Below are 23,337 nucleotides of genomic sequence, written 5' to 3' on the forward strand. Positions count from 1 at the left end.
ATGGAAAATAGATTAGAACTGCAAAACCGTATTCGCATGTGGCGTGCAGAAAAACGAATGTCCCAAGGCGAACTGGCAGAGCTAGTAAATGTGTCGCGCCAGACCATCAGCTCGATTGAAAACTTGCAATTTTGCCCCAGTGCAAAGCTGGCATTGCTTATTTGTGTAGCGCTGGATAAAAAATTTGAAGAAGTTTTTTATTTTGAATAATTGACCATCATAAAAAAACACGCAGCTTTCGTTTTTTGTACAGACCAAAAGCGAAAATTGCGTGTAACTGTATACTCGCTTAAAGTTTTAAAAAATTTTTTGTTTTCTTGTAACGAAATATCTCTCCCGCAGTCTAATAGGGGAAAGCGAGGTGAAAATGTGACTGATTTTGAAGAATGGTACGCGAAATATTACGGTGATGTTTATAAGTTTACGCTGTCGCTCTGCCATAACGAGGCAGAGGCGGAAGAGCTGACGCAGAATGCCTTTTTTAAAGCGCTGAACAGCATCGACAGCTTTAAAGGCGAATGCAGCGTTTATGCGTGGCTATGCCAAATTGCAAAAAATTCTTATTTCACCCAGTATAAGCGCAAAAAACGTTTTGCGGCGCAAGAAATGCCAGAAACTGCTGGCGGCACCGAACCGGAGCAAACAGTACTGACGCAGGAATCTGCAATGGAGCTGCACAGGGCTCTCCACGATATGGAAGAGCCTTATAAAGAAGTAATCATGCTGCGTATTTTTGGCGAGTTATCGTTTGCCCGCATTGCGGAGTTATTCAGCAAAACAGAAACCTGGGCCCGTGTCACATACCACCGCGGCAAATTAAAACTAAAGGAGAAATTGATATGAAAATTTCATGCGGAATCATCAACGATCTGTTGCCGCTTTACCATGACAATATTTGCAGCGAAGAAAGCCGCATCATTGTGCAGGAGCACTTGAAAACCTGCGAAAGCTGCCGTGCATTGCTTGACCAAATGGACGAGGACTTTTGCTATAAAGAAAAAAACATTGAGATAGAACCTGTGCGGCAGGCGGCACGCGCATTAAACAAGAGCAAAGCAAAATCTTTTTTGAAGGGAGGCCTATTGCTGGCCATGCTCGCTTGTATTTGTTGTTTTATTGCCTATAACGTGATTGGCAGCTATGTAGCCGCAGATGGTACTCTGGTAGAGCCTTTTTACCTGATTCCCCTGGCGTGGCTGTTTTTCTTCTTCGGCTTGTTGAATGCACTCGCTTTGCTGGTGGTATCCATCAAAAGCCGGATGCGATAGCCGACTTGCGGCAGGACCATAAGCTTGCTGCAAACTTTAATTTTATAAAAGCAGGCTAAGATATACCAGACAGCCTTGTAAAAAAGCCTTGCACCGGGATAAAACGGTGCAAGGCTTTTCTTATGCGTCTTTGGTTTGGGGCTGCGCTTAGATTAGCGGTTTTCCAGCTTGGCACGGTATTGCCCCAAAAGCTGCTCAAAGGCAGGCTCTGTACGCAGAAAATCGTAGCTCGGGCTGTTTTCCAAATCCTGCAAAACGGGGGCTAGGAACGCAGCGCCAAAATTTTTTTCGCCCGGTTTTTGAGCGATGTGCTTGCAAACAGGCGAAGCTGTCATCTCCCATGGAACAAGCAGGGCAGCCAACATAGTTTGCAGGGTGGAAAGTGTGCCTGCCACATCTTTGCGTGCTACTGCGGTTTCTAGCGGCACAAGGTAAGCACCATAGTTCCACAAGCCGAACAGCTCTACTTGTTGTTGTCCACATTGTGCAAGCTGCAGCGCGGTTTCTTCGTCGCCCTCTTGCACTGCGATGGTTGCCAAGCTGGTTAAGGTGGCCTGCATCTCTTGCAGGCTTGCCAACAGTTTGTGCTCTAATAGCTGTGCAGCGTCTTCGCTTTTCCCTATCTGCATCCAAAGCCGGGCTTGCAAGGTGCGTCGGTCTAACGCATTAGGCTCCGGTAGAGCATCTAAACGTTCCTGGGCTTTTTCGTATTCTTTTGCGGTGATAAGTCGGGAAGCCAGCATATAACTTGCCTGGCTTGAGTATTTGGGGTCGTTGCAATCCACTACCCGCTCATATAACGCAATAATCCGTGCCTCGTAGCTTTCCTTTTGTTGCACCGGCAAATCGGTCATCATCAGTGAACCTTGCAGCACCATAGCCAGCGAATGCAATAAACCGGCATTCGCCGGGTATTCCCTGACTTTTTCCATCGCAAGGGCGAGGGCGGCCCCAAACCCTTCGCTGTGAAAAACTTCGGTAACGCGGTTTAAAAAAAGGCCAATCTCTTTTTGTGAAAGCTCTTCGTGAAAGCACAGCAGAGTATTCAAATCTATTTTTAAAAGCCGTGCCAGAGCGGGCAAAAGGGCAACATCCGGATAGGTGGCACCTTTTTCCCATTTATGCACGGCAGGTGCGGTTACGCCAAGGTAATCGGCCACCTGCTCTTGCGTTAGGCCAAGTTCTTTGCGCTTTTCGCGCACAACTGCATTTAATGGCATTGGGTTCATCCTTTCAAGGTAGTATTTTTGCAGGCCTTGCACTAACACCATTCTAGCAGAGGATCCCCCAAGAGACAATTGAATATTTGGTAAATTATAAGACAAAAAATAAACCGTAGGTTAAAATACAAATCGATCACACTCGTGGTTTAAAACGATGCCCGGCAGTGGTGGAAGGACTGCTGACTTTTGCGCTGTTCAGAAAATATTGCAGAAAAAAGGAAATCCCCACCCGAAGCATTGTCGGGTGGGGATTCTCCTTACTTGTTCCAAAAGTTTTGTTACTGATTTTGTTTTTTCGCTTCCAGGTAATCGTTCAACTCGGTATTCAGCACATCGGTGATGAACATATGCCCGGGCGAATGGGTAATGACAATCGGGGGTTTTGCGTTTTCAATGGCAGCCTGCGGAGTAACGCCACAGGGCCAGAAAACCGGCACTTCGCCGGGGCGAATTTCGACGGGATCGCCATAATCCGGTTTGTTGATATCCGCAACGCCCACCTCGGCGGGATCGCCAATATGCACCGGCGCGCCGTGAACGTTGGGGTATTTCTCGGTGATTTCGTAAGCAAGCTTAGCGTTTTCCGGAGTCATAGGCCGCATGCTGCATACCATCGGGCCTTCAAACAGGCCGGCTTTTTCTGTCATGATGTTCGTTTTGTACATCGGGACATTGCAGCCCATTGCAATATGGCGGACTTCGATGCCGGCTTTCATCAGCGCTTCTTCAAACGAGAAGCTGCACCCAATTAAAAAGCCAACAAAACCATCCTGCCAAAAAGCAGAAGCGTCTTTTACGCGTTCGCTGAATTTGCCGTTGCGGTAAATGAAGTATTCGGGGATATCGGTGACGATATTCCCGCCTTCGCCCATATCGTGGGTTTCCGGTGTGCCTTCAATAATCTCCAGAATAGGGCAGGGGAACGGGTTCTTGCGTGCATACTCTTTAAAATCTGCCGCGTATTCGGACGGCAGAATTACGAGGTTTGCCTGGGCGTAACCGCGGCACATACCCGCTGTGGGAAAGTCAATCTTTCCGGCGCGGATAAGGCTGCGCACCTCGGCTGGCGACATATTAATATAAGGAGTGATATCAAATTTAGCCATGAACGACCATTCCTTTCTGAGCTTTTACGAAACTTAGGCCTGGGCCAGCTTCAAGCGCTACGGTAGGGTTAAGCAATGCTGTTCGCCGGGTCTGCACACCACAGCGAAACGGTACGGCTAGTAGCCCCAGTAGTAGTCGTCGAAACGCGGGCCGGAGGGCACAGCGTCGAGCGTGGCACGCAGTGCGCGCAGCCAGCGCTTTTTGGCCCGGTACAGGTCCTGTGCTTCTTGAATAGAAACCTTTTGAAAGTGGATCTTATCGCCTGCTTTCGCCTGCGCGATCTCCGAGAAATCAGCAGAAATTACGGTCGCAATCTTAGTATATCCGCCGACCGTCTGGCGGTCTGCCAGCATAATAATGGGCTTGCCTTCCGAAGGAATCTGAATGGCACCAAAGGAAATGCCGTCCGAGATGATGTTGCCGTCTTTTACATGTTCGATTACAGTACCATCCAGACGGCAGCCCATACGGTCAAACTGGTTGGTAACGCTGTAGGTCTCGCTGAGAAACGTAGCGATGCCCGCATCGGTAAAATAATCGTTCTGCGGGCCCATTACGACACGCAGTTCATGCTCAGTGGCGCGAAAATCAACAGCGGGAAGGGTGCGCTTTTCCATATTGGGCAGCGCAACGACTGGTGCGCGGAATGCAATCTCGTCGCCTTTGTCCAGCTTACGGCCTTCCAGTCCGCCGATTTTAGCTTTTAAGTAGGTGGAACAGCTGCCCATGGCGGGGGTAAGTGCAAGGCCACCCGCAAAAGCAATAAATGCACGGCAGCCGGTGCGCGGTGCAGTGAAAGCCAGCGTTTGGCCTGCACGCACCAGCACAGCGGTGTACATCGGCAGCGGGGCGCCATCCAAGGTAGGGGCGAGGTCGCCGCCGGTTACAGCGATGATATTATCCTGCGTAAACTCCATACGCGGTCCCAGAAGAGTCACTTCGAGCACTGCCTCATTCTCGTCGTTATCTACAAGAATGTTAGCAATCGCCATAGAGTGGGGGTCCATTGCGCCGGAAACCGGCACGCCGAACTCCTGATAGCCGTAACGGCCTTTATCCTGCACGGTGGTCAACAGACCGCCGTTTGTGATACGGATGCTCATTATTTGCTCTCCTCCTTTCTGGGATAGCGGCGGCACTCATAGGTGCCAGCCTCGACCTCTGCCTTGATTTTTTCATACTCGGCGCGGTCGATGGGGCGGAACTTAATGTAGCCGCCGGCTTCGGGCAGAATGGGTTTGGCACGCGCAGCGTCGTACATCTTTACCGGGGTACGGCCAATCAGCTGCCAGCCGCCCGGGGAGTCAATGGGGTAAACGCCGGTCTGCTCGCCTGCAATGCCGACAGACCCGCCCGGAATGATAACACGCGGGGTGGCAAGGCGCGGCGTGGCAATGGTTTTATCCATGCCGCCAAGGTAAGTAAAGCCAGGTGTGAAGCCAAGCATATAGATGAGATATTCGGTGGAAGAATGAGTTTTGATAACCTCTTCGACCGTTTTGCCGCTGTGTTCTGCGACAAACTCAAGGTCGGGACCTTCTTCGCCGCCGTACAGCACCGGAATTTCCAGCACATCGCTGGGCGGGATTTCGATGCTACCCAACTTGCTGAACAGTTTTTTCATCTGCTTGACGAGTGCGTCATAGCCGATGATTTCCGGGTCGTAGTGAACCATGAGAGAGCGATAGGTGGGGACAGTTTCGACGATGCCTTCAATTCCACTGCTCGAAAGAGCAATGTTGAAAGCGCGAATTTTAGCATTGATTTCCGTAGAGATTTCGTTGCCAAATTCGACAGAAACAGAGGTATCGCCCGTGAGTAAAAACTTCACAGCCTCCATAATAGGGTGCCTCCTTTTTGATTGCATTGAGAAAACTCATGCGGCTGCGCCCTTGCACAGCCGCATGAATTTAAAGTGTCTTATGCGAAGAGCTGCATCAGGCTGGGCAGAGAACGGATTCCGCCGTAACCGCTGATGATGAGAGCGATAACACCAAACACGATGAGATAGGTGGGATGTTTGTAGGTTTCGCCCACGATTTTTTTGTTGCGGCAAGCGCACAGTACGCAGATGAGGGTGAGCGGCAGGATGAGGCCGTTCAAAGCGCCAGCCAGAATGAGGAGTTTCGCCGGTTTGCCCAGCACTGCCATGATGAGGGTGGAAACGGTGATAAAGCCGATGATGAACCATTTCTCGTTTTTCTCGATAAACGGGTTGAGCGTTTTGAGGAAAGAAACGGAGGTGAAAGCAGCGCCGATGACAGAGGTCAGGCCTGCACCCATCAGAGCTACACCGAACAGGCGATAGCCAAGGTTGCCAGCAGCAAGGCGGAAAGCCTCAGCAGCGGGGTTAGAAGCGCCGGAAATCTGGGCAGCAGCTTCTGCGCCGCCAGCAGTGCAAACACCGAGCACAGCGAGGAACAGCAGAACACGAACAGTGCCAGAAACGCTAACACCAGTGATAACGCTACGTTTCACCTGGGAGATATTCTCTTCGCCGGAGATGCCAGCGTCGAGCAGACGGTGTGCGCCGGAAAAAGCAATGTAGCCGCCGCAGGAGCCGCCGAGCAGAGTGACCATCGGCAGAATGAGGTCGCCCGGATTTTCGGGAGCGAAGACGGTGGTAACAACAGTGCCAACAGGCGGGTTAGAGGTAAGGGCAACAAAGAGGATAACAGCGAGGATAACGCCGCCGATGACTTTGGTTGCAGTGTCCATACCTTTTTTTGCGTTTTTGGAGAGGAAGAGTGCCACGGCAGCAATGCCAATGACAAAGTAGCCGATGTGCTCAGGTACGCCCAGCAGAGCGTTGAGGCCGAGAGCTGCACCGCCGACGTTGCCGATGTTAAAGGCAAGACCGCCGAGTGCTACCATGAAAGCGAGGAAATAGCCAAGGCCCGGCAAAACTTTGTTTGCCATATCCTGGCCGCGCAGGCCAGAAACACAGATGACGCGCCATACGTTGAGCTGGGTGACGACGTCAAGAATGATGGTGCAGAGGATGACAGTCGCAAAGGATGCCATATACTGCGCGGTGAAGGTAGAGGTCTGGGTCAGAAAGCCGGGGCCAATGGCAGAAGTAGCCATCAAAAAAGCAGCGCCGATCAGCACCGAGGTGCTCTGTTTTGCAGCCGGGTTTTTAGCTGCCGGCTTTTTGTCGTTGGTCGATGTACTCATAAGTTCCTCCATATGTTTTTTCGTCAAGGCTGCCGCCGCAGCCTCGCATTTTTATTCCGCAGCCACACACTCAGCTGCAAAAATACAAATAGTTAGACAATCGCGTCAATGTTGGCGATGGTGACGCCGTTTGCTTCGAGCTCTGCACGGATGTTTTTGACGAACTCGAGTGCGGACGGGTTGTCGCCATGGACGCAGATAGAATCTGCTTTGATGTCGATGACTTTACCGGTGATGGTTTCCACCTTGCCCTCGGTAACCATGCGCACGGTGCGGGCAATGGCGAGGTCTTTATCATGGATAACAGCACCCGGCTGGCTGCGCGGCACAAGGTTTCCGTCTTCTAAGTACGCGCGGTCTGCAAAAACTTCGCTTGCAACACGCAGGCCAAGCTCGCGGCCGGCTTCCAGCATCATGCTGTTGGCAAGACCAAGCAGAATTACGCTGTCGTCTACTTCTTTAATTGCTTCGCAAATGGCGAGAGAAAGCTTTTTGTCTTTGGCTGCCATATTGTACATAGCGCCGTGGGGCTTAACGTGCTGCAGTTTAATGCCAGCAGCTTTGGTGTAAGCCATCAATGCGCCCATCTGATATTTGGTGTATGCCTTAAACTCTTCTGCATTTGCAGCAAGGTTGCGGCGACCGAAACCAATCAGGTCGGGAAAACCGGGGTGGGCACCTACTGCTACACCGGCTTCTTTTGCCAAGGTGACGGTCTTTTCCATCACCAGTGCATCACCGGCATGGTAGCCACAGGCAACGTTGGCAGAAGAAACGTACTTCAAAATTTCCGAATCCATGCCAATGGTGTAAGCGCCAAAACTTTCACCGAGGTCGCTGTTCAAATCTACTTTGTACATCACAAAACGCTCCTTTACTCAAATAAGTTTGGTTTTGAGTTACTCTGATTAATATAGTAGCAAATATCATGCCAAAAAGAAGAGATGACGAAAAAAAGCTGCTAATGTGAGTGAAGTTTGGCTTATCTGCATGAAAAAATAATTTTTTAACAATATCCATTTTTAAGAGGAACGAGCACGAAAAAACAGGCCTAGTGTGCGAATTCGCACACTAGGCCTGTTCGTTTTTGCACATTGAGCAAAATTTCACAGCACAGCGTTGCTCTGCTCTAGCCTGCGCTTTAAGGTAAAACGGGTACAGCCCAGCAATTCGGCCGCACGCGAATAATTGCCGTCCGCCAGCTTCATTGCTTGGTCAATATATGCGCGCTCCAGCGCCGCAACCTCCTGCTCGAGACTAATCGGCCCGCGGTTGAGGTCTTTGAGCCCCACGCCAGCAGGGGCCTGCAGCTTGCTGCCAGGCGCAAGCTCTACGCCAGCCAGCAAGTCGCCTTCGCAAAAAAGCACGGCCCGCTCCATTACGTTGCGCAGCTCACGGACGTTACCTTTCCAATAGTGCTGGTTCATTGCTTGTAAAAAAAGAGGATCGATGGCGTGAATGGATTTAGAGAACTTCTGATTGAAATATTCAAGGTAGTACTTAGCGATGATTTCAATATCCTCTCGCCTCTCGCGCAGAGGGGGAATCATAATCTGCATAACATTCAGACGATAAAATAAATCTTCGCGGAAATTGCCAGCCGCAATTTCGTCTTCGAGATGGCGATTGGTTGCGGCGATGATACGCACATTTACTTCAATGTCTGCAAGGCCGCCCACCCGTTTAAAGCAGCGGTCCTCCAAAAAGGTCAGCAGTTTTGCTTGCATCGCCAGCGGCATCTCGCCAATTTCATCTAAAAATACCGTTCCGCCGTTTGCCAGCTCCACAAGGCCTTTTTTTGTTTTTGCCGCGCCGGTAAAAGCACCTTTTTCGTAGCCGAACAACTCCGATTCCAGTAAAGTATCGGGAATGGCGCTGCAATTAATTTTCACGAGCGGCTCATCTTTGCGGGCGCTGAGGGTATGAATCATATTTACAACAACTTCTTTGCCGGTGCCGGTTTCGCCGCGAATCAGCAGGTCCACATTGTCGTTTTTGGCAAGCAGTGCAATCTGCTGACGAATCTGCTGGGTGGCGGGCGAAGCACCAATCAGCTCTCGCGGCTTGCCTTTCAGCAGGGCGAGGCTGCGGTTTTTCTTCAGTTGGTCGAGACTTCGGCGAATCAGTAGATCCAGCTCTTCCAAATCAAAGGGCTTTTGAATAAAATCGTAAGCCCCGTTTTTGATGGCATCTACGGCCTGTGCCACCGTGCCATAAGCGGTGACGATGATAATCTGAATATCTTCGTCTATTTTTTTGATGGGTTCAATATAATTGGTACCTACTTCGGTGCCAAGGCGGTTGTCCAGTAGCACCGCATCTGGCCGAAACCTCTCAACAGCTTCCAGCCCTGCCTTAATAGACGCAGCGGTTTCGACCTGATAGCCCAAATCGGTAAGGCCGTCCTCGAGCGACACTCGAATTAAGAATTCATCGTCGATGACCAGCACCTTGTATTTCATGTTCCTCGTCTCCTTAACTGTTACAAAGCGGTTGCGCAGTTGGGTGCGCGCAGGTTAGCATTGGCCCGTCGGAAGCCGCCGCCGGGCCTCATCAGAAAGTTCGCCCTGCCGCCGAAAGATAATCGTAATTTCCGTGCCTTTGCCGGGGGTGCTTTCAATCTGGAATTCGCCGCCGTTTTGTGCCAGCAGCTGTGACACAATCGAAAGCCCGTACCCAGCCTTTGCTTTCGCACCGGAATCAGTACGGCTCTCCAGGATGCCGCGCAGCTTGGCTTCGTCCATGCCCACCCCGTTATCCTTGACTAAAATAACAATGCAGCCTTGTTCGGCACGTGCCTGCAACGCAATCCATCCCCCGTTGGGAATCGCTTTAATACTGTTGTTGATAAGATTCACCAGCACCTGCTTGATTTCGGATTCATCTGCATAGAGAGAAAGATTGCCCATGGCAAGTGCATTGATTTTGATGCCGTTGTTTTCTGCAATTTTAGAGTAGAGCATCAGCAGCTCATCAAACAGGGCATTGAGGCTGAGCAATGTTTTTTGGCTCTCGCGCTTACGTGAAAGATTCAGCAAATCTTCAATCAGCACGTTCACGCGATCTACCTCGTGCACCATGCTGTTGCAAAGCATCTTGTCACGCTCGCCGTCCATGCGGCGGCTGATGACCTGGATAGAAGCGCGGATGCCGGCAAGCGGATTGCGAATTTCGTGGGCCAGCATGGCTGCAACCTTGCCGGTGTAGGCCAGCTTTTCGGTTTCGCTCACCTTTTCTTCCATCATCTTATTATAGGTAATATCGTCAATGGTACAAAGGGTGCCCCATTCGGATTCATCTGACCAGCGCAGCCGCCAGACGCCAACGTCATAAGCACGCGTGCGGCCCTCGGCGTTTTGCAGCCGCAGCGGGTCATGCAACACCTGATCGGTCGCAAGGATGTGGTCCAGCAACTGCTGCAGTGTTTTGCCGTGATTGCGGAATTCTTCGTTGGTCAGCATCGAAATGGCTTTGGAATTGATGCAAATAACCTCGCCGGCAGGCGTATATGCCACAATGCCGGTGGGCAGGTTTTCAACAATATTTTCGTTGAGCGTTTTCACCTCGAGCAGTTCCGCAGTGTGGCTGTTGATATTTTTGAGCATCGTCTGAAAGGCATCCGCCAACTGGCCAATCTCATCCCGTCGGGTCGCGAACTCTTCCATCTTGCCCGCGGGACGCTCTGGGTGAGCGCTAACCTCGGTGCAGATTTCGGACAGACAGCGAATCGGCTCGGAAATATTATAAGAAACAAAAATGCTGACCTGCACCGTGATAATCAGTAGGGCAATGGTGGCAATGATGATGTATTTTTGTTCTTCCAGCAAGCTTGCCTGAAAATCTTCGCGATCCAGGATGTAGCAGATGCGCCACGAAAGCACATTGTCCTGGCTTTCGGCAATAATGTTTTCCTTCGGGATGGTTTGATATACCGGACCTCCCAGCAACGAAACGCCGTTTTCATCAAAAATTTCGATGCGCTCATGCCCTAAGTCGTGATATTTTTCGAGAAGCGCATCCGAATCTGTCAGCGGCAGCATGGTGTCGAGGTCGGTTTCAATATAACGCACAAGCGTGTTTGCAGATTCCAGGTTGTTGCTCATTTTTACGGTGTAACCGTTATAGTATAAAATGATGCCGAAACACAAAATAGAAAGCATGCTGATGGCAAGAAACGGAATCAGAATTTTGTTTTCTATCGTCAGTTTAAGCCGCAGCTTTTTCATCAGTTCCCTCCTTTGGCGGGCGCAGCACCGAGCCAAGCCAGAGCGCCGTGCAGGAAAGGCAGACACCGGGCAGCGCGGGATGCACCGGAAGGTGCCCTGCATAGTAAATGGGGTAAAGCAGTGCAATAGAAGCAAGCCCGGTTATTACGCTGGCCCAAACACCGGCACGGCTTGTCTTTTTAAACAGCAGCGTTGCATACATACTGGGGAACAATGTGGTACTGATAACACCCCAGATGTCGCCACCGTAAGAAAGCAGGCTGGAAGGGGGACTAAGCGCAAGCAGCAAAGAAAAGGTGCCGCCCACCAAAATTGCAAGCCGAGAAAGCCAGAGCAGTGTGGATTCTGACCGGGGTTTGCGGCTGAGCGGCTGCAATACGTCGCAGGAAAAAGAAGAGGCGATGAGCAGCAGCTGTGAGTTGGCGGTAGAAATGCAGGCCCCGATGATGGAAAAGAGGAAAAAGCCGCTCCAGCTACTGTACAAGTTGTTATTCAGCACATAGGTCACGATTTCGTCCGTGGAATCAAGCATCGGCAGCGAAGGAATCAGCACGCGCATGCCAAGGCCAATTTGCGTGAGTGCAAAATAGAGAAAAGCGAGCAGCAACAGCGAGCAGATTACGGTTTTTTTTGCAGATTTTTTATCTTTGGCAGAAAGCATGCGCACAGTGTACTGCGGGTTGCCGGCAAGGCCAAGCCCCCAGCCAAAAAACATGCTCAGACTCATCAAAGGGGCGTACGGGCCTTTCCCGAAAGCTTTCAGCAAATCGCCCGCTTCGGTTTTGTACGGAATCCCCGCATGCGCATATCCGCTGATGTGCCGCGCGCTGATGTGAATCGAGGTAAGCCCCCCAGCGCGATTGGTAACAATGAAAAATAGCACCGTAATGCTGATGGTAAGCAGAATCAGATTGAAAGCATCGCTGCGGCTGACCGACTGGTAGCCGCCAAACGTAGTATAAAGTATAAAAAGGTAAACCAGCAGCACCGAAATAGAATACGGAATACCAAATAGGGTAGAAGCCACGATGCCGAAGCCCTTGATTTGAATAACCAGATAAAATACGTAAACGCAGATAAAAATGATGCCGTACACCACCTGTAACCCACGGGAATGATAGCGTTTGTAAAAAAGTTCAGGGATGGTGGTAATGTCATTTTCGTACAGCCGGTCGCTGATGGCGAGGAGCAAGAAACCGCCTGCAAACCAGGGGAAAACCGAATACAGCAGCACCGGGTAGCCGTTTTCGTAAACATTGCCGGTAAGGCTGAGAATGGTGGCGGCAGAAATCCAGGTGCCGGTAAAGGTGGCCATACAGCGCCAGACAGAGAGTTTGCGCTCGCCGATGAAAAATTTGCTGATGGTATTGCTGTCGCGCAAGCTGCCCTTGCCGATCATCAGCAAAATGGCGGAATACACCGCAAAGAAAATCAAGTAAACCAAGGTTTTGTTCATCGTGGCAGGTTCCTTTCCGCAAAAGACTGGCAACACAAAGCCATATTTCTTTTTATCTTACCACAAATCATCGCTTTTTGGAAAGAATCGCGCTGCTTCGCAGCGCAAAAAAACACCGCCACCCTCAAAACGAAGGTGCCGGTGTTTATTTTTGCCGCAATGGCGCGCCATAGGCAAAAGCTTTTAAGGCAGTTTAGAAAACAGGAACAACTACGCCCTCATAGCTTGCGTTGATGTAATCGCGCACGGTGTCGCTCTGCAGTGCAGCAAGCAGTGCTTTCAGCTCCGGGCGAGATTCATTGCCTTCGCGTACGCAGAGAATGTTTGCGAAAGTCTGCGCAGCTTCGCTGTCTTTGTCTTCGGTTGCAATTACTTTATCTGCAATTTTTGCACCTACTGCATAGTTGCCGTTGATTACAGCAAAATCAAGGTCGGGCAGGCTGGCGGGCAGCTGTGCTGCTTCGAGTGCTTTAATTTTGATGTTGTGCGGATTTTCTGCGATATCCAGCTCGGTAGCGGAAAGGCCAACGCCGTCTTTCAGGGTCAGCAGGCCATTTGCCGCAAGCAGCTGCAGGGCACGGGCACCGTTGGTGTTGTCGCTGGGGATGCCGATGACAGCGCCGTCAGGGATAGATTCCAGAGAAGCGGTTTTGCCGGCATACAGACCAAGCGGCTCAAAGTGGATGGAGCCAATGGAAACGATGTGAGTGCCGTTTTTCTCGTTAAAATCGGTGAGGTACGGCTGATGCTGGAAGTAGTTGGCGTCGAGGTCGCCGTCTTCGAGGGCGGTGTTCGGCAGCACATAGTCATCGAACTGAACAATCTCGAGGTTGATGCCCTGCTCTGCAAGCAGCGGTTTTATCTGCTCGAGAATTTCAGCATGGGGCGCAGGGGAAGCACCGACTTTGAGCGTGACACTGGTGCCGGAACTTGCCGGTGCAGAACTTGCTGCCGAAGAGGCAGCCGGTGCAGAGGAAGATGCGGAAGAGCCGCAGGCGGTAAAGGCGAGGGCAAGGGCAAGGCTTGCCGCCACAAGTTTGATGGTATGTTTCATAAAATATCAATCCTTTCTTAAAACCGTGCGTGCGCTGAGTGCGGCACAGTTTGCGAGGCCCTCCATTTATTGTAAGACCTACTTTCCCATTCCCCTTTTTCGGGGTCTCTCTATACAGTTGGGGCGATGCCCCTTTTTATTTTGTAAAAGCAGTGTTCTGCAAAGCCGTACGCTCTTTGCGTGAAAATGCCTCAAAATAACGCGATAAGATTAAACCGACTGACGTTTGTCAGAGCGTTTTGCGATAATGCTGAAAATAGTTTGGATAATACAAACCAAAATGATAAGCAGGATAATAGTAAAATACATAATGTCTTTTTCATAGCGCTGGTAACCAAAGCGGAAGGCGAGATTGCCCAGGCCGCCGGCGCCGACGGCGCCGGTGATAGCCGTATAACCGAGAATGGTAATGGTGCTGATGGAAAGGCCGCGCACCAAGCTGGGCACGCTTTCTACCAGCAATACGCGGGTGACAATCTGCCAGCGCGTAGCGCCCATGCAGCGGGCGGCTTCCAGTACGCCATGGTCTACTTCCCGCAAGCTTTGCTCTACCATGCGCGCCACAAACGGTGCAGCGGCGATAACGAGCGGAACGATGGCAGCGGTTGCTCCAATCGAGGTGCCGGCAATGAGGCGAGTAAGCGGAATAACGAAAAACATCAAAATCATAAACGGCAGGCTGCGCAGCATATCAATCACCCAGCCAAAAGCCGCGTTAAAGCGCGGGGTTTCCAGAATGCCGCCTTTAGAGGTAATCGTAAGCAGCACACCCAGGGGAAGCCCCAAAAGATATGCGCAGGCGGTAGAGATCAAAGTCATATATAAAGTTTCGGCGGTTGCGGTGACAAGCAGCGAACCGTACCGGGCTAACAATTCAGTCATAACAGTAGTTTCCTTTCACAAATAAGGCTTAGGCCTCGCGGGCCTCGTCCTTGCCAAGCAGCAAGCGGGTAATATTGCTTTGCGGGTGCGCGAAGATGGCTTTGGTTTCACCGCCCTCTGCGAACTGTGAAGCGTCGATTACCGCCACTTTATTGCAGATGGTGCGTACCACGCTGATGGCGTGAGTGATGATGACAATGGTAATCCCAAGCTTTGCATTGATGTCTTTAAGCAAGGCCAACATCTGCTTGGTAGTCAGGCTGTCGAGCGCGGAAGTTGGCTCGTCACAAAGAAGTACCTCAGGGTTAGAGGCCAGCGCCCGAGCAATGGCAACGCGCTGCTTTTGTCCGCCCGAAAGCTGAGCGGGATAAGCAGAAGCTTTGTCGGCAAGGCCGACAAGTTCCAGCAGCTCTGCCACACGCGGGGCAATCTCGGCCTTTTTTTTGCCCGCCAAACGGAGCGGAAAACCGACATTGTCTGCAACCGTTTTTTGCATGAGCAGGTTATAACCCTGAAACACCACGCCGGTTTTGCGGTGTGCATCAATCAGTGCTTTGCCTCGCAGGGTAGAGATATCTACACCATCCTGCAAAATGCAGCCGGAGGTGGGTGTTTCCAGCAGAGACAGGCAGCGCAGCAGTGTGCTTTTGCCTGCACCGCTCATGCCGATAATGCCGAAAATATCCCCGTCTGCAATGGTAAAGGTAACGTCTTTTAATGCGACGCATTCCTCAGCAGTGCCTTCACCAAAAATTTTTGTTAAATGTTCAATCTGAATCATATCTGTGACCTCCCTGATGTCGTTAAAAAACCGGGACGAGTAATTTGAATATCGTAATTTTAGCTGTAACGCTCTATAAAAAGCCGCCCGCAGGGGCTGCAAAACAAAATAAAAAAGCCCTCGTCCTTGAATTGCTTCAAGGACGAGAGCCATAACGTCTACTCGTGGTACCACCTTGTTTCGCAGAAACCTTGCGGTGTTCTGCCTTTACAGCTGCTCCGGAATCAAATCCTTTTACAGCCTGCCACTATAACGGGTGGACCCGTTGCACACTAACCCGAAAGCTCGTGTGCACAACTCAGAGACCATGTTCGGCGATGTTTGCTTTATACCCCTTCCAGCAAATGGGGCACTCTCTGTAAAAGCAGCGAAAGCTTACTCTTCTCATCAATGTTTTTGTGTTGTGTTCGGTTGTAATTTCATTATACGATAAGTTCTTGTAAAAGCAACCCGTAAAAATTCACGGAATTTTGCGCAACAAAACGATGATTTATTTGCACTATTGCACAATTTTTAAATAAAAAATGTAAAACATAAAAGAAAATATACTAAAAGTATTGAAATGACCGAAAATTAAAGCCAAATTATTTGAGCCGATGCACAACTTCTTCGGCGACACCCAAAACACGCGCCCACCCGGTTTCAAATTCCCGGCGGGAGACATGAATCGGGGCATAGTTTGGATTTTCCGGGCAGAGTGTAATGCCGTCCGTATCTTCGCGGTAGCGTTTGATAGTAGCGTTTTCGCCGCCCACCAGACAGGCCACAATACAGCCGTTTTCGGGGGTGAGGTTCGCGTTAAAAAGTACGCGGCAACCATCAACAATACCTGCATGAATCATAGAGTCGCCTTCTACCAGCAGATAAAACCGGCCGTCTGCGCTCTCCACATCGGCAGGTTCATAACGCAAAATCTGATCCTCTGCAAAAATCGGCGCTCCGGCCCGGATAACACCCAGCACGGGAATTTGAGCACACTTTGAAACCGCCATAGCGCAGGTAGGCAACGACTCTTCCCAGCCCATTAAGGCAGGCAGTGTAAGCTGAAGCTGCGGCGCCAGTTTCATTGCAATGGTGCGGCGCAAAGGCAAAATTTCAGCCTCGTATCGCTCAATTGCTGCGGCAGAAAGGCCACAGGCTTTGCCGAGCTCTGCGGTGCTTAATCCTAATTCTGCACGCCGCGCTGCCACGCGCTGTCCTACTGTCATATCTTTCACCCAAGCCTTATTTATAAGATAAAATCATCATAACAAAAATTGGATAAAAACTCAATTGTTACCGATTTTACCTGTGCCATGCGAGTTTCCGGCGCTACTGTCAGCAAACGATACGTTATATCTGGCGTTTGAATTTATAAAATAAAAGTAAAATCGGAAAAGAGCAGGGATGCAACCGATAAGTTTTCAACCAACACAGCTGTGCCTTGTGGAAAATTTGCGCAAAAAAACAGACGGCCGAAAAGGTCGTCTGTTTTTGGTAAGACTTATTTCTCTTCCCAGATGGGCTCTTTGAGCACCCAGCGGTCATACTCGTCTTTTTTGAACAGGTCACGGTTATAGAACTTGTCCATAATGGTCCAGAATTCCGCTTCGGTATAGCCACAGAAATCGCAGAAATCCTCAACGCATTTGCGGTCGAGTGCGCCGTCACGCTGTTTGATGATGGGGATAGCCTCCTCGCGGGTGAGCAGGCCGTAACGGATATAACGTGCAGTGTAATCGGTTGCCGCAGCATGGCCGAACTTCGGGTATTTGAGCCAGGAGTGCACGAGATATGCGCGGGAATCGATCTGGTCAAAGTTCTCGGCATGGTGGGTGCGGTCCCACTCGTTGGAAAGGTCGTGGAAACCGTAGCGTTTTGCAATCTCGTAGTTCTTTACGCTGTTCCAGGGCACAAAATAGCTCATATAGAACGGGTCAAGGCGGTCCAGCTCTTCTTGGCTTGGGGCCAAAGTCAGCGAGAGGTCTTTCTCGGTGACTCCGTCGCCGAGCAGCTCTTCCATCGGCATGCCGACAGCAACACCGTTGTTGATCTGGTCCTTTGCAGAATAAGTTTCAACATCATTGCCGCCGCCGTACTCGTAGCTGACGTTTTCGCCGTAGCAGAGCATCGGTACGTTGAATTTTGCTGCCATATGCAGGGGGAAAGTATAAATCAGGCGGTCGACGTACCAGGTCGGCTTGCCGTATTTTTCAAAGAATTTGCGCATCAAAATTTTCTGCACTTTTACATCGGGTTTGCAGCTGATGATAGTGCAGCCGAAAGCCTCGCTGATGTTGCGCAGGTTGTGTTTGCCAGCCTCGGTCATCGGGAAGTTGTCCTCTACCGAGAAGAGAATCGGGTTCATGCCCATAACTTCTTTGAGCATGTAAACCTGGAAATGGCTGTCTTTGCCGCCAGAAACAGCAACAGCGCAGTCGTAGCCGCCGGGGCCGTTGCAGCCGCGGTATTTATCGCACAGCGCTTTAAACTCTTCAAAGCGGGCATCCCAATCAATGTCGTCGCGGTGATCATAATGGGTGCAGGCAGAGCAAACGCCCTGCTCGTCAAAGGTGATGCCGGGACGAGTGTCAGGCATCGTGCAGCGTTTACAGTATTTCATATTTAACCTCCCTGATGGATGAAATAAAACGATTATATCAACGGTGCGCCCCTACAGCTGCCCCAAGGGCTAATTGGGGGACGCTACTCTGTTGTTAGGATACCACGTTGGCGGCAAAAAGAAAAGGAAAATCAATCCTATTTTGCTCCAAACTGTCGATGGCTGCGTAAAAGCATAAATAGACCCAGCACAATCATCTGCACAATTAAAGCTGCCATAGTGGCAAAGGCAGTGCCGTATACGCCAAAACCGACGGTAAGCGGGTGGCTGATCGCAAGACTTACAGCGATGCCGGCAATGTTGCCGACAATCAGGCCTTTCATCTCGCGCATAATGGTAAGCAGATGGCACTCGATGAGTACGCCCGTGGTGAGAACAGTGCAGCCGATTAACGGATAAAGCAGTGAAGTATAAGCTAAAATTTCCGGCTTGCCATAATAAAGGATGGAAAGCCCCCAGCGCCCGGCAACTGCCACCCCGGCAAACCCAAGCAGCAGCAGTGCTGCGAGAAAAGCAGCTGCCAGTGTAACCGCTTTGCGGAAACCTTTGCCGTCTTTTTCATTCCAAAGCCGGGCAAAGGTGGTGATGAACGGGACAAAAAGATAGGTTGCGCCTACTTGGATAATGGCAGCGGGCGCAAAAATGCTATTAAAATAACCCATTTGTACGGTACCCAAAAGGCGCTCGCAGAAATATTTCGGCACGCTGGAAACCAGCACGTTTAAAAAGCTATATAGTGCAAGAGGTGCACACTCCCAAAGCAAAGCGAAAACGCCCGCACTTCCGGTTTTTTGAAAATCTGCATAAGTGCGCCCCTGGTGACGGTCTACAAAGACGGCATACAGCAGATTGGTTGCCAGCATGACCGCAATAGTGGGATATAGCTCTTTCATCAGCACAAGTCCGAGAATAAAACTCACTGCGGAAAGCAGGCCGCGGATGCCGAAACTGACACCGACAAGATCCATTCGCTCTGCACGCTGCAAAAAACCGTGCCAAACGTCTACATCAGCCTCAATAAGTCGGTAAAGAGTATAGACGACAATAATGGATTTTTGAAGCGGCGAATAGCTGTTTTTAAGAGCAAATATCATTGCTGCTGCGAAAGCGAGAGTCGTGGTGATGGCACGGCTAAGCACATAGGTAGCGTCAGAATATTTTCCCGAAAGGTCGGAGACCTGAAAGGTGCGCATACCATAACAGGCAAAGCTGAGCGCTGCACTGGCAATCGTCATGGCGGTGCTTAAAAGGCCCGCATCCTCATAGCCGCCCAGCCATACCACCAAAAGGTTGGTGAGGTACTGGCAGGCAAAAAAGATAAGGTTGCCTACCGTGTTGAACAGCAGGTTGCGGCGCATCTGTTTTTGGTCTGACATAGCGGCTCCTTACCGGACGAACGGCGCGATGCGCTCTTCCATTTTTGTAATTTCGGCTTTTGAGATATGTGCTTTATCTACATAACCGTAGATGCGCTGGGCAAAGTCTGCCAAAGGCTTGCTAAAGAAAAACACCTTTTTGGGCTCCAGCTTCAGCGCATAAAGCAGATGCACGCCGCCGAGAGCGAAAAATTTGAGCAGATTAAAACGAGGCTGGAACTCGGCATCGAACGGAGTGTCGCGCGGCTCGCTGCGGTATATCTCTTCCAGTAAATCACACATGCGCAGGTAAGCAGGTGCAGTGCCGTTGTCAAAATAGCCCTCAATGCGCGCGGCATCTACGGGAAAAGCTGCCTCGGTCTGCTGCGCGGCAGCGGCGAAGCCTGCATAGTCAGTCACATATCGGCCACCCGCATAGATGACCGGGTCAAACTCATGCGGAATCGGCTCCGGACGCAAAATCTGACAGTTCTTTTTGGCAAAATAAACTTCTGCAATTGCAGTGCTCATCCAGATGAAAATGTCATCGGCGGCAACAATCCATTGTTTTACAGAATCTTCAAAGATAACATGAAAATTCGGGCGTTTGGCTGCCAGCTCAGCAAGGGCAGGGCTGTTCCATTCTGAAGGATGACGGCGGTAGACCAGCTCTACCTCCGGGTGCTCGCCGAGATATCGGTCAAACCAGTCGAGAGTGGTTTTCATGCTGCTGCGGTTCACCCGTGCAAATTCGCCGAAGTCGGTGCCTGCCATTTTAGAAAGCTCCGCCACTTCGGCATCGTCCATCGAAGCATAGCCAAAGCTGGAGATGTAAAGCGTCAGCCGTTTTTCGGAGTCCAGCCCAAAGGCGTTGCAAAGCTCTGCTTTGGTACGAAAATAGCCCTCAAATTCCGGGCGCACAAAATCCATCATCACCGCGCCGGTGACAACAGCGTTCTGCTCCGGCACGCCGTGGGCAATCAGCCGCTGGCGGGTCAGCTCGCCCCAGCAGGTCTGCACACATTTTTTTGCATTGCCTGCAAAGTTAAACCAGGCTTCTTCCTCCTGTGTATCCGAAAGCATCTGCTCCCAGTGCAGGTTAACAACCCGCTGGCAACGGCCTACATTATTATAAACGTGGCTATTCAGCCCCTCGTTGTCGTACATATTGCTGGATACCAGCACGCGGGGCTTTTTATAGGTGAAATAGCGTAGTTTTTTGCGGTCTAAAAGCTGGCGAATCTCTACAGAATAGCCGCGGCGCTCCAGCTCCAGCTTTAGCAGCAGCAGGCTTTCGTACTCGCGCACAACGTGTTCGTATAAAATCAAAAAATCAAGCGCCATTATGCCACCTCGCGAAAGAGCGTTTCGGTAAAGTAGGGCAGACCTGTGCGGGTATCCAGATGGAAGCCGTCATAGAACTGCGCCTCGGTAAAGCCGAGTGTATTCGTCCATTCATAATCCAGCACATGGGCGCCGCTCGCCGTTAGCTGGGTCAGCACGTCCTGCATCTGTTTGTCGATGCCAAGCGGGCGGCAGACGAGGTCGCGCACGCTCTGATCCATCGGCGGAAGCACGATGGTCAGTGCAATACCTTTTTCGCGGCAGGTTTCTACCAGTTTCAGCAGGCGGTCAAGTTGTTTTTGATTAATAGCAAATTTAGCATCTGCCGGCTGTACCGAAAGCAGCTCGTTTTGCAGTGCTAATGCGCCTTCACCTTTTTCACGCAGGGCAGTCTGCTGCTGTGCGCTCAGTGTGCCAAGGGTACCCGGCTGCGCGCAGTTGCCGTAAAGCTGGGTTGCATAAAGCAGCAGGTCACGGCGGTAGCTTAACTCGGCGCCGGAAGCATCCAGCAAGTCGTCTGGCAGCGGGTTGCGGGTTTCCTCTTCGGTCACATCCGCAGCGCCGGAAAGTTTGTTCGCGATATTTGTGAGCATATTCACGTTATATTCCAGATTGAACAGGTAAGCAAACGGGTTTTCCAGCTGGGTTTCAATAGTCGCCATGCGGCTGACCGAACCGTAAGCATTATTGAGCGTGTAGAAGCTAAGCCCAAGTACCACATGCTTCAGGTTCGGGTTTTGGGCATAGGCATACTCAAAAAGGTCGAGGCTTTCTTCCAGGCTGGCACCGCCAAAAGCAAGATTATAGTATTGCTCACCGCTTGCCTGTTTGATGAGATTTGCATCAAAGTGGGCGAGGCGGCTGTCACCGAGAATAATATGATCGGACGGCTCTTTTAAAAAGCCCTGTACGCGTGAGATGGGGTTGTTGGTATTGGTGGTTTTTTGCAGCCCGAAGTAGTTGTACGGGTCGAACATAGCAAAAATCGCAAAATAAAGCAGAAAAGGCACCAGCGCCAGCGCCAGCTTCGGCAGTAATTTTTTCATAATGATGACGAATCCTTTCTGGAGAGAGGTCGGCTTGTCCAAAAGTCAAGCGTTAAAAGTTTGCGTAGGCAAAGCTGACATTTCCGCCGTAGCCGCCGCTCTGCATAATAAGACCAATCAGGGTAAGGGTGATAAGCACCCAGTAAACAAGCCAGCGCGGCACCATGGCAAGCTTGACAAAAGCAGTGCTGATGTGCGCGTTTTTCATTTTAAAGCACTGACGCCAATCCATGAAAAAGGCGAGTGCAAGTACAAGTACCACAAAAGCAAAATAGCCCAGCACCATAATGGTGTTGCTGTAAAATGCCCCGGCGACAAGTGCGGTTAAATCTTTGTTCAGCGTGCCGAGTGAAAGGTTTGTGACGATATGCCCGAAAAAACCAAAGCAGTCGCCGATAGTCGCATCCGCAACAAGCCCAAGTCGGAAAAATACAAGGCTCGCGCTCCAAAGCAAAAACACACAGACGGTTTTAAAGCAGCGCAGTGCAAGACCTGGCCGCTTTTTGGGCTTTTTATAGTATTTGTGCAGCAATTCTTCCCCAATGCGGTAAACGCCCTGCAAAATGCCCCATACTACAAAGGGCAAAGTATTGCCATGCCAGAGACCGCTGATGAAAAATGTGATAAAAAGGCTGCTCAATACGGGAGGTGTGTCCCACTTTTTGCCGATGACGGGCAGCTTGGTCTGCCAGCCGCCCCAAACGAGCGGCAAGAACAGATAGTCTTGCAGCCAGCCGGAAAGGCTCATGTGCCAGCGGTTCCAAAAACCAGAGAAATTGGTGGCGAAATAGGGGGTTTGAAAGTTAATCGGCAGCTCCAGCCCCAGCAGCGCGCCGCTGGCAAGAGCAAGGTCAGAGTAACCGGAAAACTCGAAATAAAGCTGCAATGCATAAAAAAGTGCTGCCATAAACAAGATTGCACCGCTGTAATCGGCAGCGGATTCAAACACCGTGTTTACCGCAAGGCCGATGACGTTGGCAACTGCAATCTGTTTGAAAAAGCCGACCAGCGCAAGGCGCAGTGCATCGGTGGTGCGGCGGTATTCAAAATGGTGCTCCTGCGCCAGCTGCGGGAGCAGTTTGCCTGCGCGGCAGATAGGGCCGGAGGTGATTGTGCCAAAAAAGCAGACAAATACAGCCCAGCGCACCAGACTTGTTTCGGCTTTGGCTTTGCCGCGGCCCACATCTACCAGATAGCCAATGCTGGCAAAGGTATAAAAGCTGATGCCCAGCGGCAACCCCAGTTTTGCCAAGGAGGTAAGCCCCAGCAGGGTGGGCAGTACAAAATTGGCATATTTGAAGAAGGCGAGCACGACAATCAGCACAACAACGCCGACTGCGACGAGTTTTTTCTTTTGGGTGTCTTTTGCCGCTTCAATACGTCGGCCAAGATAAAAAGTAAAAAGAATGCTGAGCAGCAGCACCGCCAGCGGCAGCGCTGTGCGCCAAAGTGCTACCGTTTCACCATGGGGCAGGTTGAACCAGTAAAACAGCAGGCTGGCGGCCAGCAGAATGGCGTTTTGCACGCGAGGCAGCAAAAAATAAAGCAAAGCCGTCGCGGCAAAGAAAAACGGATAGAAAACAGAGGTAAGCTGCATCTTGATAAACAATCCTTTCAAAGGGCGAAGACAGATTTTAGGGACGCAGGGCATTTGTGCGAGCTGCACAAAAAGAAAAGTTGCTCCTCGTTAGTTCTTACGAAACCACCGACTTGAGACAACACTACCCTACAATAATAGTTCTATTATAAGCACAATGCTGCTTTCTGTAAAGCGCGGCAGGCTGTAAGCGGCGGCAAAAAACTTGAAAAAATGCTT

Annotated in this window: 21 protein-coding genes and 1 other annotated feature; of the genes, 3 read left to right on the forward strand and 18 right to left on the reverse strand. The window is 50.7% G+C overall.

Going from position 1 to position 23,337, the window contains the following annotated elements:
• The 3 genes from C1A11_RS11640 (at position 1) to C1A11_RS11650 (ending at position 1,268) form a co-directional block, all read left to right on the forward strand.
• A complete protein-coding gene (locus C1A11_RS11640; protein ID WP_102050617.1) occupies positions 1 to 210 on the forward strand; it encodes a helix-turn-helix transcriptional regulator in 210 nt (69 codons plus the stop codon).
• 159 nt (positions 211 to 369) lie between these two features.
• A complete protein-coding gene (locus C1A11_RS11645; RefSeq protein WP_102051084.1) occupies positions 370 to 843 on the forward strand; it encodes an RNA polymerase sigma factor in 474 nt (157 codons plus the stop codon).
• Positions 840 to 1,268, forward strand: coding sequence for a DUF3955 domain-containing protein (locus C1A11_RS11650; protein ID WP_102050618.1), 429 nt, complete (start codon positions 840 to 842; stop codon positions 1,266 to 1,268). The genes C1A11_RS11645 and C1A11_RS11650 overlap by 4 nt, the downstream gene beginning before the upstream one ends.
• 152 nt (positions 1,269 to 1,420) lie before the next feature.
• Here the strand turns inward: C1A11_RS11650 and C1A11_RS11655 are convergent, their stop codons facing one another.
• The 18 genes from C1A11_RS11655 to C1A11_RS11740 all read right to left on the reverse strand — a co-directional run bounded on the left by C1A11_RS11655 (position 1,421) and on the right by C1A11_RS11740 (position 23,118).
• A complete protein-coding gene (locus C1A11_RS11655; protein WP_180950341.1) occupies positions 1,421 to 2,488 on the reverse strand; it encodes a helix-turn-helix domain-containing protein in 1,068 nt (355 codons plus the stop codon).
• A 281-nt stretch (positions 2,489 to 2,769) separates the two neighbouring features.
• Entirely contained in the window at positions 2,770 to 3,597 is an 828-nt protein-coding gene (locus C1A11_RS11660; protein ID WP_102050620.1) for a putative hydro-lyase, read from the reverse strand.
• A 117-nt stretch (positions 3,598 to 3,714) separates the two neighbouring features.
• Positions 3,715 to 4,701: a 5-oxoprolinase subunit C family protein gene (locus tag C1A11_RS11665; protein ID WP_102050621.1), complete on the reverse strand. Its 987-nt coding sequence runs from the start codon at positions 4,699 to 4,701 to the stop codon at positions 3,715 to 3,717.
• Complete coding sequence (pxpB, locus tag C1A11_RS11670) at positions 4,701 to 5,438, reverse strand: 5-oxoprolinase subunit PxpB (protein WP_102050622.1); 738 nt, start codon at positions 5,436 to 5,438, stop codon at positions 4,701 to 4,703. The genes C1A11_RS11665 and pxpB overlap by 1 nt, the downstream gene beginning before the upstream one ends.
• An 80-nt stretch (positions 5,439 to 5,518) precedes the next feature.
• A complete protein-coding gene (locus tag C1A11_RS11675; protein ID WP_102050623.1) occupies positions 5,519 to 6,775 on the reverse strand; it encodes an NRAMP family divalent metal transporter in 1,257 nt (418 codons plus the stop codon).
• Between the two features lie 92 nt (positions 6,776 to 6,867).
• Positions 6,868 to 7,635 (reverse strand): LamB/YcsF family protein, encoded by a 768-nt coding sequence (locus C1A11_RS11680; RefSeq protein WP_102050624.1) that lies wholly within the window; start codon positions 7,633 to 7,635, stop codon positions 6,868 to 6,870.
• A 246-nt stretch (positions 7,636 to 7,881) separates the two neighbouring features.
• On the reverse strand, positions 7,882 to 9,237 hold the full coding sequence (locus C1A11_RS11685; protein ID WP_102050625.1) for a sigma-54-dependent transcriptional regulator: 1,356 nt from the start codon (positions 9,235 to 9,237) through the stop codon (positions 7,882 to 7,884).
• A gap of 54 nt (positions 9,238 to 9,291) precedes the next feature.
• Positions 9,292 to 11,001 (reverse strand): sensor histidine kinase, encoded by a 1,710-nt coding sequence (locus C1A11_RS11690; RefSeq protein WP_180950342.1) that lies wholly within the window; start codon positions 10,999 to 11,001, stop codon positions 9,292 to 9,294.
• Complete coding sequence (locus C1A11_RS11695) at positions 10,982 to 12,457, reverse strand: sodium:solute symporter family protein (protein ID WP_102050627.1); 1,476 nt, start codon at positions 12,455 to 12,457, stop codon at positions 10,982 to 10,984. Before C1A11_RS11695 ends, C1A11_RS11690 begins: the two co-directional genes overlap by 20 nt.
• Before the next feature lie 193 nt (positions 12,458 to 12,650).
• Positions 12,651 to 13,511 (reverse strand): MetQ/NlpA family ABC transporter substrate-binding protein, encoded by an 861-nt coding sequence (locus C1A11_RS11700; RefSeq protein ID WP_102050628.1) that lies wholly within the window; start codon positions 13,509 to 13,511, stop codon positions 12,651 to 12,653.
• Positions 13,512 to 13,721: 210 nt separating this feature from the next.
• Complete coding sequence (locus C1A11_RS11705; protein ID WP_102050629.1) at positions 13,722 to 14,393, reverse strand: methionine ABC transporter permease; 672 nt, start codon at positions 14,391 to 14,393, stop codon at positions 13,722 to 13,724.
• Positions 14,394 to 14,421: 28 nt separating this feature from the next.
• Positions 14,422 to 15,174 (reverse strand): methionine ABC transporter ATP-binding protein, encoded by a 753-nt coding sequence (locus C1A11_RS11710; RefSeq protein ID WP_102050630.1) that lies wholly within the window; start codon positions 15,172 to 15,174, stop codon positions 14,422 to 14,424.
• 135 nt (positions 15,175 to 15,309) lie between these two features.
• Positions 15,310 to 15,574: a binding site (T-box leader), on the reverse strand.
• A gap of 184 nt (positions 15,575 to 15,758) precedes the next feature.
• Positions 15,759 to 16,382 carry a LexA family protein gene (locus C1A11_RS11715; RefSeq protein ID WP_102050631.1) on the reverse strand — a complete coding sequence of 208 codons (624 nt, stop codon included), beginning with the start codon at positions 16,380 to 16,382 and terminating at the stop codon, positions 15,759 to 15,761.
• 275 nt (positions 16,383 to 16,657) lie between these two features.
• On the reverse strand, positions 16,658 to 17,776 hold the full coding sequence (locus C1A11_RS11720; protein ID WP_102050632.1) for an N-acetyl sugar amidotransferase: 1,119 nt from the start codon (positions 17,774 to 17,776) through the stop codon (positions 16,658 to 16,660).
• A gap of 137 nt (positions 17,777 to 17,913) precedes the next feature.
• Entirely contained in the window at positions 17,914 to 19,152 is a 1,239-nt protein-coding gene (locus C1A11_RS11725; RefSeq protein ID WP_102050633.1) for a lipopolysaccharide biosynthesis protein, read from the reverse strand.
• 9 nt (positions 19,153 to 19,161) lie between these two features.
• Complete coding sequence (locus C1A11_RS11730; RefSeq protein WP_102050634.1) at positions 19,162 to 20,475, reverse strand: surface carbohydrate biosynthesis protein; 1,314 nt, start codon at positions 20,473 to 20,475, stop codon at positions 19,162 to 19,164.
• On the reverse strand, positions 20,475 to 21,521 hold the full coding sequence (locus C1A11_RS11735; protein ID WP_102050635.1) for a hypothetical protein: 1,047 nt from the start codon (positions 21,519 to 21,521) through the stop codon (positions 20,475 to 20,477). Before C1A11_RS11735 ends, C1A11_RS11730 begins: the two co-directional genes overlap by 1 nt.
• Before the next feature lie 52 nt (positions 21,522 to 21,573).
• Positions 21,574 to 23,118 (reverse strand): MBOAT family O-acyltransferase, encoded by a 1,545-nt coding sequence (locus C1A11_RS11740; RefSeq protein WP_180950343.1) that lies wholly within the window; start codon positions 23,116 to 23,118, stop codon positions 21,574 to 21,576.
• Positions 23,119 to 23,337: the final 219 nt, after the last annotated feature.

The sequence above is a fragment of the Pygmaiobacter massiliensis genome, from assembly GCF_900199435.1.
Taxonomy (GTDB): domain Bacteria; phylum Bacillota; class Clostridia; order Oscillospirales; family Ruminococcaceae; genus Pygmaiobacter; species Pygmaiobacter massiliensis.